Annotated in this window: 7 protein-coding genes and 3 rRNA genes; 9 read left to right on the top strand and 1 reads right to left on the bottom strand. The window is 51.1% G+C overall.

Annotated elements, in window-relative coordinates; all coding sequences use genetic code 11:
* Window positions 1-33: 33 nt before the first annotated feature.
* The 3 genes from dusB to lysS all read left to right on the top strand — a co-directional run bounded on the left by dusB (window position 34) and on the right by lysS (window position 3517).
* The gene (gene dusB / locus MKY74_RS03565; RefSeq protein WP_076176694.1) at window positions 34-1056 is read left to right on the top strand and encodes a tRNA dihydrouridine synthase DusB; all 1023 of its coding nucleotides are present in this window, start codon (window positions 34-36) and stop codon (window positions 1054-1056) included.
* Between the two features lie 269 nt (window positions 1057-1325).
* Window positions 1326-1802 (top strand): transcription elongation factor GreA, encoded by a 477-nt coding sequence (gene greA, locus MKY74_RS03560; protein ID WP_076176695.1) that lies wholly within the window; start codon window positions 1326-1328, stop codon window positions 1800-1802.
* A gap of 200 nt (window positions 1803-2002) precedes the next feature.
* On the top strand, window positions 2003-3517 hold the full coding sequence (gene lysS / locus MKY74_RS03555) for a lysine--tRNA ligase (RefSeq protein ID WP_076176696.1): 1515 nt from the start codon (window positions 2003-2005) through the stop codon (window positions 3515-3517).
* 46 nt (window positions 3518-3563) lie between these two features.
* Here lysS and MKY74_RS03550 read toward each other — a convergent pair whose 3' ends face one another.
* The gene (locus tag MKY74_RS03550) at window positions 3564-4220 is read right to left on the bottom strand and encodes a TetR/AcrR family transcriptional regulator (RefSeq protein ID WP_076176697.1); all 657 of its coding nucleotides are present in this window, start codon (window positions 4218-4220) and stop codon (window positions 3564-3566) included.
* Window positions 4221-4310: 90 nt separating this feature from the next.
* Between MKY74_RS03550 and MKY74_RS03545 the strand changes: the two genes are divergently transcribed.
* The 6 genes from MKY74_RS03545 to MKY74_RS03520 all read left to right on the top strand — a co-directional run bounded on the left by MKY74_RS03545 (window position 4311) and on the right by MKY74_RS03520 (window position 13482).
* Window positions 4311-4850 (top strand): hypothetical protein, encoded by a 540-nt coding sequence (locus MKY74_RS03545; RefSeq protein ID WP_076176698.1) that lies wholly within the window; start codon window positions 4311-4313, stop codon window positions 4848-4850.
* 387 nt (window positions 4851-5237) lie between these two features.
* Window positions 5238-6790 (top strand): 16S ribosomal RNA (locus MKY74_RS03540).
* Window positions 6791-6991: 201 nt separating this feature from the next.
* Window positions 6992-9919: ribosomal RNA gene (locus tag MKY74_RS03535) — 23S ribosomal RNA — on the top strand.
* 60 nt (window positions 9920-9979) lie between these two features.
* Window positions 9980-10096, top strand: a 5S ribosomal RNA gene (gene rrf / locus MKY74_RS03530).
* Together the 16S, 23S and 5S rRNA genes form the textbook arrangement of a ribosomal RNA operon.
* 382 nt (window positions 10097-10478) lie before the next feature.
* Entirely contained in the window at window positions 10479-11936 is a 1458-nt protein-coding gene (guaB, locus tag MKY74_RS03525) for an IMP dehydrogenase (protein WP_076176925.1), read from the top strand.
* A gap of 223 nt (window positions 11937-12159) precedes the next feature.
* Window positions 12160-13482 (top strand): D-alanyl-D-alanine carboxypeptidase family protein, encoded by a 1323-nt coding sequence (locus tag MKY74_RS03520; RefSeq protein WP_084204312.1) that lies wholly within the window; start codon window positions 12160-12162, stop codon window positions 13480-13482.
* Window positions 13483-13579: the final 97 nt, after the last annotated feature.

The following is a 13579-nucleotide window of genomic DNA, read 5'->3' as shown; positions in this document are numbered from 1 at the left end:
TATACAATGAATAATAAGGGGGGAAATGACGCGATGCTGAAGATTGGCGATATTGAAATGAAAAACCAAGTCGTGCTGGCACCGATGGCGGGCGTGTGTAATCCTGCGTTCCGTCTTATCGCCAAGGAATTCGGAACGGGTCTGGTCTGCGCAGAAATGGTCAGCGGCAAGGCAATCGTTCACGGCAACCAGCGCACGCGGGAAATGCTATATGTAGATGAGCGCGAGAAGCCGCTCAGCCTGCAGATTTTCGGAGGGGACCGGGATTCCCTGGTGGAGGCGGCCAAAGTTGTGGACCAACAGACCAACGCCGATATCATTGATATCAATATGGGCTGTCCGGCTCCGAAAGTGACCAAAATCGACGCCGGTGCACGCTGGCTGCTCGATCCCCAGAAAATTTATGAAATGGTCTCCGCGGTCGTGGATGCAGTCGATAAACCGGTGACCGTGAAAATGCGAACCGGATGGGACAGCGACCACATTTACGCGGTGGAGAACGCCCAAGCGGTAGAACGCGCCGGAGGCCAGGCAGTCAGCCTGCACGGCAGAACCCGGGAACAGCTGTATACGGGACATGCGGATTGGAACATTATAAAGCAAGTTAAAGAGTCGGTATCGATCCCGGTCATCGGTAACGGTGACGTGGTTACGCCGGAAGACGCGCGGCGCATGCTCGACGAAACCGGATGTGACGGGGTTATGATCGGACGCGGCGCTTTGGGAAATCCGTGGATGCTGTACCGTACGATTGAGTACCTCAAGAGCGGTGAGCTGCTTCCGGAACCTGCGGCTGAAGAGAAGATCCGCATCGCGATTCTTCATATGGACCGTCTGATCGCGCTGAGAGGCGAGTTCGTGGCGGTACGCGAAATGCGCAAGCATCTGGCATGGTACCTGAAAGGTCTCAAAGGGTCCGCGCGGATCAAGGATGAGATTATGGAAGGAACGAAGCGCGACGAAATGGTCGGAATATTGGAGGATTTTGTGGCGAACCTGAACCAGCGTGCCGAAATGGAAGCCGAGGAAAAAGGTGTGGAAGCGGTGGCCCAATAAGATGGGCGGCCGCGGCTGCACCCCTGTCATTGACATTTTGAAACGGTTACCATATAATTTTGCAGTATAAATTCGACTCTTCGTTTAACAAGCAGCAGGAGGATGTTCTGATCCTTCAAATTTTGCATATAGTTTTGCATATATATAGATTGAACTAAAGTAAGCATTGCCATCTCCTGACCACGGAGCAAGAACGTAAGTTTCTTTAGTTCATTCTATGGAAGCAGGGTGTTTTTTAATTTATTTACATGACAGGAGAATCGGTTAAGATGAGCGATAAAGAAGTCATTCTTACACAGGACGGACTTAAGAAGCTGGAAGACGAACTCGAGAACCTGAAATCGGTGAAGCGCCGCGAAGTCGCGGAGCGCATCAAGGTTGCCATCGGCTACGGTGATATCAGTGAGAACTCCGAATACGAAGACGCCAAGAACGAGCAGGCTTTTATTGAAGGCCGAATCATTACTTTGGAAAAAATGCTGCGCAATGCCCGGATCATCAACAATGATGAGATCAACACGGACATTGTGGGCGTAGGTGCTACGGTAACGGTGCAGGACCTGGAATTCGGCGATACGATGGAATATACGATCGTCGGTAGTGCCGAATCAGATCCGCTGAACAATAAAATTTCCAATGAAAGCCCGGTCGGCAAAGCAATCATCGGCAAGCAAAAAGGAACCGTCGTGGATGTAAACGTTCCTGCGGGCGTCATTCAATATAAAATCATCGATATCAAAAAGTAATATCCATGCTTTAGGATTGAAAGAAAGCTTCCTTGAGGAAGCTTTTTTTCAAGATTGTGGAATGTAACACTTGAGCTAACGTCGAGGCAAAGGAAAGGCCCCACTTGGTGGGGTTATTTTCGGATATAGATGGCAGACGGCATGCCGCTTGGACAAGCGGGAGAGGTATAGCAGTGAAATGAAGGAGATGAAGACTGACCATGTCAGAAGAAGTGAACAATCAGGAACAGGAAATTGAATTAAGCGAGATGCTGAAAATCCGCCGGAGCAAGCTGGACGAGCTGCGTGCACTGGGGATCGATCCTTTTGGCAAAAAATACGAGAGAACCAGCATGGCAGGCGATCTGCTGAGTAAATATGACGGTATGACGAAAGAAGAGCTGGACGAGCAGCATGCTGAAGTTCGCGTTGCCGGACGGATTATGGCAAAGCGCGGCATGGGTAAGGCCATTTTTGCCCATATCCAGGATCTGAGCGGCAAAATCCAGATCTATGTGCGTCAGGATTCCGTGCCTGAGCATGCGTTTGAGGCGTTCCGCCTGCTGGATCTGGGCGATATCGTCGGCATCGCCGGAACGATGTTCAAGACGAAGACCGGGGAAACGACGATCAAGGCCAGCGAGGTGGAGGTTCTGTCGAAATCCCTCTATCCATTGCCGGATAAATACCATGGCCTCAAGGACGTGGAGCTTCGTTACCGTCAGCGTTATGTGGATTTGATCATCAATCCGGAAGTACAGCAGACGTTTATTGCCCGCTCGCGGATTATTCAATCGATGCGCCGTTACCTGGATTCACAGGGCTACCTGGAAGTTGAAACTCCGACACTGCATGCGATTGCCGGCGGAGCCGCGGCCAAGCCGTTTATTACGCATCATAATGCGCTGGACATGCAGCTGTATATGCGGATTGCCATCGAGCTTCACTTGAAGCGCTTGATTGTGGGCGGTCTTGAGAAAGTATACGAAATCGGACGCGTATATCGTAACGAGGGTATTTCCACCCGCCACAATCCGGAATTTACGATGATCGAGCTGTATGAGGCTTATGCCGATTACAAAGACATCATGAACCTAACCGAGAACATGATCGCGCATATTGCGCAGGAAGTGCTCGGCACCAAAGTCATCAACTATCAAGGGCATCAAGTCGACCTGACTCCGCCTTGGCGCCGGGTATCCATGGTAGATGCGGTCAAGGAAGTCAAAGGCGTGGACTTCGGCGTGCATATGACGGACGAGGAAGCTCACCGTCTGGCCAAAGAACATAACGTCAAAGTCGAACCGCACATGACATTCGGTCATATTCTGAACGCGTTCTTCGAGGAATTTGTTGAGGAAACGCTGATTCAGCCGACGTTCGTGACCGGGCATCCGGTGGAAATTTCGCCGCTTGCGAAGAAAAACGAGCAGGATCCGCGGTTTACTGACCGTTTTGAGCTCTTTATCGTGGCCCGTGAGCATGCCAATGCATTCAGCGAGCTGAACGACCCTATCGATCAGCGCCAGCGTTTTGAAGCACAGCTGAAGGAACGCGAGCAGGGCAATGACGAAGCGCATGAAATGGATGAGGATTTCCTCACCGCGCTGGAGTACGGCATGCCGCCGACCGGTGGTCTGGGTATCGGCATCGACCGTCTGGTGATGCTGCTGACGGATTCTCCGTCGATCCGTGACGTGCTGCTCTTCCCGCATATGCGGAATCGTCAGGAGTAGTTTTCAGGCTTTTAGGGAAAATAAATAAAAGGAACAGCTGTCGTGATCATGTATCACGCGGCTGTTCCTTTTTTGCATTTGAGTCTGGCTTCTGTGCCATGGAATGGACATCCGGCTGGCATAAGGATAACAAATGCCGTTTTATGACCGCGACCATGACCTCAGGGGTCACACGCTCCGGACGCATTACGGCATGGATGGCCAGGCCGTCGAGGACGGCGTAGAAGCGTTCCACTTCGATGGCAAAATCCAGACCGGGAAGCAGGAGCTGGCCCTCTGATAAGCCGTTGAATACGGTAACGAAAATCGACCGCAGCTCGTCGTCCACCTGATGGCGCAGCGTACGTAAGGAATCATCCGACAGCGACTTGACGACAAAAGAAAACCACACCTCCATTTCCAGCCGCTTTTCGTTGTCGGTAGGGAGAACCTCATGCAGAAGAGAAGGAATGTCCTGCATCAGGTCACCGGAGAAGACCGTATCGTATATTCGCTGCGATACCCGCTCGGATACCCGTTTCATGGAATAGGACAGGAGCTCGGATTGGGTTGAAAAATAATGCCTCATCGAGCCTACGGAGATCCCGGCCTCTTCCGCAATGTTTCGGACGGAAGCTTGCTCGATACCGTGCTTCTGAATGACGCGCCAGGTGGCCTCGGCTACTTTGGTTTTCTGTAGTTCATGATCAACAATTTTGGGCATGTACTCATTATACCACGTGCTTGATTTATTTAGTACGACTGTGATAAATTGATTTTAGCACATTTGTATTAAATAAGGAGTGGGATAGGTTTGATCGGTATATGGATTGTAGGGTGCGAAATAGCCTTCTGGGTTTTGGTGTTAGCCGGGCTTAGCGTCCGGTATTTGGCAGGATGGAAAAAGGGCGGTGCCGCGCTGCTGTTGATGACTCCTGTAGTTGACCTTCTCTTGATCATTCTTACGATTATGGATCTGCGCGGCGGAGCCGAGGCGGAATTTATGCATGGGCTGGCTGCGGTGTACATCGGTGTAACCATTGCTTTTGGCCACCGGATGATTCATTGGGCGGACGAACGGTTCGCCTATCGTTTTGGGGGAGGGGCTAAGCCCCAAAAGGCACCCAAATACGGAAAGGCACATGCGAGACGAGAGCGGCAAGGGTGGTTTAGACATGCGCTGGCTTGGGTCATCGGTTCGATTCTGATCTTTCTCATGATTGTAGTGGTTAATGACCCCGAGCGTACCGAAGCGCTTAAGCAAGTTCCATTACTGTGGGCATGGATTGTTGGTATTGATTTCGTTATCAGTTTCAGTTATACGCTTTGGCCAAGGAAGAAGAAAGGCTACTGATTTATCAGCAGGTGCCGCAGATATGAATTGCATGATTAGGCAAACGGTCGGCACCTTATATATGCAATTAAATTATAATTTCAGAAAAAGACTTGCATAATACAACAATGCGTGTTATATTAATATTCCGGCCAATGATTTGGTTGTTACTTGAATCAAATCACAAGCTTTCATAATTAAATCTGAAAAAAAGATTTAAAAAAAGAGCTTGCTAAGTTGAGCCGAACATGATATACTATAAAAGTTGCTGAGGCGATGAGCTTCCGGTAACGAAACGAAGTTTGATCTTTGAAAACTGAACAACGAGTGAGTATAAACGCGATGGTCTTATGACCGGAGCGATTGAGATTAAATCAATCTCGTCAGATTCAAAATGAGCTACAAACTTTCTTGGAGAGTTTGATCCTGGCTCAGGACGAACGCTGGCGGCGTGCCTAATACATGCAAGTCGAGCGGACTTGATGGAGAGCTTGCTCTCCTGATGGTTAGCGGCGGACGGGTGAGTAACACGTAGGCAACCTGCCTGCAAGACCGGGATAACCCACGGAAACGTGAGCTAATACCGGATATCTCATTTCCTCTCCTGAGGGGATGATGAAAGACGGAGCAATCTGTCACTTGCGGATGGGCCTGCGGCGCATTAGCTAGTTGGTGAGGTAACGGCTCACCAAGGCGACGATGCGTAGCCGACCTGAGAGGGTGAACGGCCACACTGGGACTGAGACACGGCCCAGACTCCTACGGGAGGCAGCAGTAGGGAATCTTCCGCAATGGGCGAAAGCCTGACGGAGCAACGCCGCGTGAGTGATGAAGGTTTTCGGATCGTAAAGCTCTGTTGCCAGGGAAGAACGTCCGGTAGAGTAACTGCTACCGGAGTGACGGTACCTGAGAAGAAAGCCCCGGCTAACTACGTGCCAGCAGCCGCGGTAATACGTAGGGGGCAAGCGTTGTCCGGAATTATTGGGCGTAAAGCGCGCGCAGGCGGTCATTTAAGTCTGGTGTTTAAGGCCAAGGCTCAACCTTGGTTCGCACTGGAAACTGGGTGACTTGAGTGCAGAAGAGGAGAGTGGAATTCCACGTGTAGCGGTGAAATGCGTAGATATGTGGAGGAACACCAGTGGCGAAGGCGACTCTCTGGGCTGTAACTGACGCTGAGGCGCGAAAGCGTGGGGAGCAAACAGGATTAGATACCCTGGTAGTCCACGCCGTAAACGATGAATGCTAGGTGTTAGGGGTTTCGATACCCTTGGTGCCGAAGTTAACACATTAAGCATTCCGCCTGGGGAGTACGGTCGCAAGACTGAAACTCAAAGGAATTGACGGGGACCCGCACAAGCAGTGGAGTATGTGGTTTAATTCGAAGCAACGCGAAGAACCTTACCAGGTCTTGACATCCCTCTGACCGGTCTAGAGATAGACCTTTCCTTCGGGACAGAGGAGACAGGTGGTGCATGGTTGTCGTCAGCTCGTGTCGTGAGATGTTGGGTTAAGTCCCGCAACGAGCGCAACCCTTGATTTTAGTTGCCAGCACTTCGGGTGGGCACTCTAGAATGACTGCCGGTGACAAACCGGAGGAAGGCGGGGATGACGTCAAATCATCATGCCCCTTATGACCTGGGCTACACACGTACTACAATGGCCAGTACAACGGGAAGCGAAGCCGCGAGGTGGAGCCAATCCTATCAAAGCTGGTCTCAGTTCGGATTGCAGGCTGCAACTCGCCTGCATGAAGTCGGAATTGCTAGTAATCGCGGATCAGCATGCCGCGGTGAATACGTTCCCGGGTCTTGTACACACCGCCCGTCACACCACGAGAGTTTACAACACCCGAAGTCGGTGAGGTAACCGCAAGGAGCCAGCCGCCGAAGGTGGGGTAGATGATTGGGGTGAAGTCGTAACAAGGTAGCCGTATCGGAAGGTGCGGCTGGATCACCTCCTTTCTATGGAGAATCGCTTCCTGCGATGGAAGCATTCAAATACTAAATCTAGCCGGTCGGCTAGTTACTCACTCGTTGGTCAGTTTTGAGAGTTCAAACTCTCAATTTGATCCTTGAAAACTAGATAACGAAACGAATCTGCGTTTTAGAAATATCCTTTTAGCTGAACTTGTGTCACAACAAGTTAAGTTTTAAAAGTAGCATGGTTAAGCTACTAAGAGCACACGGAGGATGCCTAGGCGCTAGGAGCCGATGAAGGACGTGGCGAACAACGATACTGCCTCGGGGAGCTGTAAGCAAGCTTTGATCCGGGGATGTCCGAATGGGGAAACCCGGCTGATGTAATAGTCAGTCACTCATAACTGAATACATAGGTTATGGTGAGGCATACCAGGGGAACTGAAACATCTAAGTACCCTGAGGAAGAGAAAACAAGAGTGATTCCGTCAGTAGCGGCGAGCGAACGCGGAACAGCCTAAACCGGTCAGCTTGCTGGCCGGGGTTGTGGGACGTCTCACATGGAGTTACAAAGGAATTGGTTAGGCGAAGAGGTCTGGAAAGGCCCGGCATAGAAGGTAAAAGCCCTGTAGCCGAAAGTCAGTTCCCTCCGAGACGGATCCCGAGTAGTGCGGGGCACGTGAAACCCCGTATGAATCTGGCAGGACCATCTGCTAAGGCTAAATACTCCCTAGCGACCGATAGTGAAACAGTACCGTGAGGGAAAGGTGAAAAGCACCCCGGAAGGGGAGTGAAATAGAACCTGAAACCGTGTGCTTACAAGAAGTCAGAGCCCTGTTTATGGGTGATGGCGTGCCTTTTGTAGAATGAACCGGCGAGTTACGTTCCCGTGCAAGGTTAAGGTGAGAAGCCGGAGCCGCAGCGAAAGCGAGTCTGAATAGGGCGATTAAGTACGTGGACGTAGACCCGAAACCGTGTGATCTACCCCTGTCCAGGGTGAAGGTGCGGTAACACGCACTGGAGGCCCGAACCCACGAATGTTGAAAAATTCGGGGATGAGGTGGGGGTAGCGGAGAAATTCCAATCGAACTCGGAGATAGCTGGTTCTCCCCGAAATAGCTTTAGGGCTAGCCTCGGTGAATAGAGTCGTGGAGGTAGAGCACTGATTGGGTGCGGGGCCCGCAAGGGTTACCAAGCTCAGTCAAACTCCGAATGCCATTGACTTGTAACCGGGAGTCAGACAGTGAGTGCTAAGATCCATTGTCAAAAGGGAAACAGCCCAGACCATCAGCTAAGGTCCCCAAGTGTGTGTTAAGTGGGAAAGGATGTGGAGTTGCACAGACAACCAGGATGTTGGCTTAGAAGCAGCCACCATTGAAAGAGTGCGTAATAGCTCACTGGTCGAGTGACTCTGCGCCGAAAATGTAACGGGGCTAAACACACCACCGAAGCTATGGCTTGATGCTTGCATCAGGGGTAGGGGAGCGTTGTATACAGCGTTGAAGGTGTACCGGAAGGAGCGCTGGAGCGTATACAAGTGAGAATGCCGGTATGAGTAACGAAAAGATCAGTGAGAATCTGATCCGCCGAAAGCCCAAGGTTTCCTGAGGAAGGCTCGTCCGCTCAGGGTAAGTCGGGACCTAAGGTGAGGCCGACAGGCGTAATCGAAGGACAACAGGTTGAAATTCCTGTACCACCGTAAACCGTTATGAGTGATGGGGTGACGCAGGAGGGTAGTGACGCGAGCTGATGGATGCTCGTCCAAGCAGTGAGGCTGGTGTGTAGGCAAATCCGCACACTTTAAGGCTGGGCTGTGACGGGGAGGGAAAATTATAGTACCGAAGGTCATGATCTCACACTGCCAAGAAAAGCCTCTAACCAGGTGAAGGTGCCCGTACCGCAAACCGACACAGGTAGGCGAGAAGAGAATTCTAAGGCGCGCGGAAGAACTCTCGTTAAGGAACTCGGCAAAATGACCCCGTAACTTCGGGAGAAGGGGTGCCCCGGTAGTGTGAATAGCACGAGGGGGCCGCAGTGAAAAGGCCCAAGCGACTGTTTAGCAAAAACACAGGTCTGTGCGAAGCCGCAAGGCGAAGTATACGGGCTGACGCCTGCCCGGTGCTGGAAGGTTAAGGGGAGCGGTTAGGGAGTAATCCCGAAGCTGTGAACCGAAGCCCCAGTAAACGGCGGCCGTAACTATAACGGTCCTAAGGTAGCGAAATTCCTTGTCAGGTAAATTCTGACCCGCACGAATGGCGTAACGACTTGGGCGCTGTCTCAACGAGAGATCCGGTGAAATTTTAATACCTGTGAAGATGCAGGTTACCCGCGACAAGACGGAAAGACCCCATGGAGCTTTACTGCAGCTTGATATTGGATTTGGGTACGATCTGTACAGGATAGGTGGGAGCCTTTGAAACCTGAGCGCCAGCTTGGGTGGAGGCGCCGTTGGGATACCACCCTGATCGTATCTAGGTTCTAACCTGGTACCGTAATCCGGTATGGGGACAGTGTCAGGTGGGCAGTTTGACTGGGGCGGTCGCCTCCTAAAGAGTAACGGAGGCGCCCCAAGGTTCCCTCAGAATGGTTGGAAATCATTCGAAGAGTGCAAAGGCAGAAGGGAGCTTGACTGCGAGACCTACAAGTCGAGCAGGGACGAAAGTCGGGCTTAGTGATCCGGTGGTACCGCATGGAAGGGCCATCGCTCAACGGATAAAAGCTACCCTGGGGATAACAGGCTTATCTCCCCCAAGAGTCCACATCGACGGGGAGGTTTGGCACCTCGATGTCGGCTCATCGCATCCTGGGGCTGAAGTAGGTCCCAAGGGTTGGGCTGTTCGCCCATTAAAGCGGTACGCGAGCTGGGTTCAGAACGTCGTGAGACAGTTCGGTCCCTATCTGTCGTGGGCGTAGGAAATTTGAGAGGAGCTGTCCTTAGTACGAGAGGACCGGGATGGACGTACCGCTGGTGCACCAGTTGTTCCGCCAGGAGCATGGCTGGGTAGCTACGTACGGACGGGATAAGCGCTGAAAGCATCTAAGCGTGAAGCCCCCCTCAAGATGAGATTTCCCAGTATGTAAGACCCCTTGTAGACGACGAGGTAGATAGGTTGGAGGTGGAAGTGCAGCAATGCATGGAGCTGACCAATACTAATCGGTCGAGGGCTTATCCAAAAAAATATAAAACACAGATTCGTTTCGTATCTAGTTTTCAGGTGATCAAACACTTGAACGTTTGGTGGCGATAGCGGAGGGGTTCCACGCGTACCCATCCCGAACACGACCGTTAAGCCCTCCAGCGCCGATGGTACTTGGACCGAAGGGTCCTGGGAGAGTAGGACGTTGCCAAGCGAAGGACCACTGTTGATGAATATCAACGGTGGTTTTTTTGTTTTATTCAGACCCTTGGAATGGAATGTTGAGCTTTTGATACAATTCAGGGCCTGGCAACCTAAAGGTAGTTCCCCCTCCAGTTTCATGTATGAACCGAAATGATTTTGGACATCCCACCAATGGGATGTCTTTTGCATATCTTGTCCGCTTCAAGTGGACATGTATTTGCCCCTGCAAGACAAGGGCGATTCCTCTCATTTTTACCAGACTGATTACCTTGACAGCTTCGAGTGGGCTTTGCTAAGATGGCAATAATATATTTTCAGAAACGATTTTCAAGCCTTGTTGCATAAGGATTTTAACAAATACATTACATGACAAATGAGGGGGAAATTACGAAGTGTGGGAACAAAAATTTGCTAAAGAAGGATTTACGTTTGACGATGTTTTGCTGGTACCCCGGAAGTCCGAAGTGCTGCCAAAGGAAGTCGATGTGTCCACGAGATTAAGCGATTCGGTTAAGCTGAACATTCCTTTGATCAGTGCAGGGATGGACACAGTGACGGAAGCTGCCCTGGCCATTGCGATTGCACGTGAAGGCGGCATCGGCATTATTCACAAAAATATGTCGGTTGAACAGCAAGCGGAGGAAGTGGATCGGGTTAAGCGTTCCGAGAGCGGCGTTATCACCAATCCTTTCTCACTGACAGCCGATCATCTCGTATCCGATGCCGAACAGGTCATGGCGAAATTCCGGATTTCGGGTGTTCCGATTGTGGACGAGCATAACAAACTGATCGGTATTCTTACAAACCGCGACCTTCGCTTCGTTCATGATTACAGCATCAAGATCTCCGAAGTGATGACTCGTGAAAATCTGGTAACTGCCCCAGTAGGTACGACGCTTCAAGAAGCCGAAGTCATTCTGCAGCAGCACAAAATTGAAAAGCTGCCGCTGGTTGATGAGAACAACACATTAAAAGGTCTTATTACCATTAAAGATATTGAGAAAGCCATTCAGTTCCCGAACGCGGCAAAAGATGCGCAAGGACGTCTTCTTGTAGGCGCGGCTATCGGTATTTCCAAGGATGGTTTGGATCGGGCCGCAGCTCTGGTCAAGGCCGGTGTTGACGTCATCGTCGTCGATTCCGCGCACGGCCATCATATCAACATCTTGGATGCGGTTCGCCATCTGCGCAGCTTGTACCCGGATCTTACGATCATTGCAGGCAACGTGGCTACGGGTGAGGCGACACGCGACCTGATCGAAGCGGGTGCTTCAGTTGTCAAAGTCGGTATCGGACCGGGATCGATCTGTACGACGCGCGTTATTGCCGGTATCGGCGTGCCGCAAGTCACAGCGATTTACGATTGTGCTTCGGTAGCTAAAGAGTACGGAGTGCCGATCATCGCAGACGGCGGTATCAAATACTCCGGCGAAATTACCAAAGCACTTGCAGCCGGCGGCCATGCCGTTATGCTGGGAAGCTTGTTTGCGGGAACGGAAGAGAGCCCTGGGGAATCGGAAATTTACCAAGGCCGCCGCTACAAGGTCTACCGTGGCATGGGCTCCATGAGTGCCATGAAGCAAGGCAGTAAGGACCGTTACTTCCAGGATGACGATAAGAAGCTCGTTCCGGAAGGAATTGAGGGCCGCGTCGCTTATAAAGGTCCTTTGTCCGACACGATTCACCAATTGATCGGCGGTCTCCGCTCGGGCATGGGCTATTGCGGAACGAAAAACCTGCAGGAGCTGCGTGAAGATACCCAATTTATCCGCATCACGGGTGCGGGTCTTCGTGAGAGCCATCCGCACGACGTGCAGATCACGAAAGAAGCTCCAAACTACTCGTTGTAATATTCGACACGGTTTGCACAAAACCAACATCTTCTTGTACAGACAGGCCTAAATTAGGCCTGTCTGTCTTTTTTTGCAGTATACCCTGTGTTAGAATAGACAAGTAAGATTTAAGGGCAAGAGGGGAGTTAACAATTCATTGAGTAAGAAATGGAGCAAGTTGGGGAAACCATCTTCGCACAAACGCAAACGTCACTTTGTCAAAAAGAGCGTAGCCTCGGTTATGCTATTGAATATGTTAATGCTGTCCGCTCTACCGGCCATGGCTTTGGCGGAGGGAACAACAGCAACAACAACCACTACGAATACCGCATCGACTACTACGGCCAGCAAGGTGCCAAGCGTATCGTCTTTGCAGCTTCAAGTGAAATCCGCCGTGTTGATCGAACCAACGACAGGACAAGTCCTCTTGTCGGTGAACGCGGATCAACCACTGCCGCCAGCCAGTATGACCAAGATGATGACCGAATATCTCATCGCAGATATGGTCAAAAAGGGCAAGTTTAAATGGGACGATGTCGTGACCGTTGGCGATAATGCTTCCAAGACAATCGGCTCGCGTATTTTTTTAGATGCTAATGATCAACATACCGTTGAGGAACTGTACATAGCGATGGCGGTAGGTTCGGCGAACGATGCTACCGTTGCACTGGCTGAGTATGCAGCCGGGTCTGAACAGGAATTCGTCAAGCTAATGAATGAAACGGCTAAGAAGTTCGGGATGAAGACAGCCCACTTTATCAACTCCACTGGGCTCGACCGTGCGGATATGCCTGAGAAGTATCGTCCTTCGGCTGAAGGGGAGACGGTCATGTCCGCGATGGACGCTGCCATCCTGGGCAAGCATATCGTCCAGGACCATCCGGATTTTTCCAAATATACGGCGATCCAATCCTATAAGTTCCGTGAGCGCGATAAAAATCCGATCATCAATTGGAACTGGATGCTTGAAGCGAATAAGGATATTCCGAACTTTAAGGCTTACGCCTACCCGGGGTTGGACGGCCTTAAGACGGGTCATACCAATAACGCCGGCAACTGCTTTACGGGAACGGCCGAACGCGATGGGATGCGCCTGATCAGCGTCGTCATGGGAACGAAATCGGAAGCACAGCGCTTTACCGAGACCCGCAAGGTGCTTGATTACGGCTTCAACAACTTTGAGATCAAGCAGGCCGTGGCCGGCAAATCCAAGGTTGAAGGTCTGGACTCCGTTGAGGTCAAAAAAGGCGTCAAAACTTCGGTCGGCGTCGTAACGGATGCCCCGGTCTCCTTTATGGTACCTAAAGGCTCCGATGCCAAAGGCGTTACCTTCAAAACTCAGCTTGAACCGGCGGACAAGCTTGTGGCTCCGATCAAGCAGGGAACCAAGGTCGGTACCATCACTTATACCTATAAAGTAGATGGGATTGAGAAGCCTCAGACGAAAACCGTCAATTTGATCACATCGGACGAAGTGGAGAAGGGCAGCTGGCTGCGCCTGTTCTTCCGCGCTATTAAGGAAATGTTTGGTGATTTATTTGACGGAATCAAAAATCTTTTTTAAGATCAATATAAGATTTTTGCTTTAGTCCACAAAAGCAGCTCTGCAGAGTATGCAACCATCCTGCCATCCATAGGCAAGGGCGGATTACATGATATAT

The organism is Paenibacillus sp. FSL R5-0378 (assembly GCF_038009285.1).
Classification (GTDB): Bacteria; Bacillota; Bacilli; order Paenibacillales; family Paenibacillaceae; genus Paenibacillus_AQ; species Paenibacillus_AQ favisporus.
The sequence above is the reverse complement of the archived record's forward strand: the minus strand, read 5'-3'. Positions and strand labels throughout refer to the sequence as shown.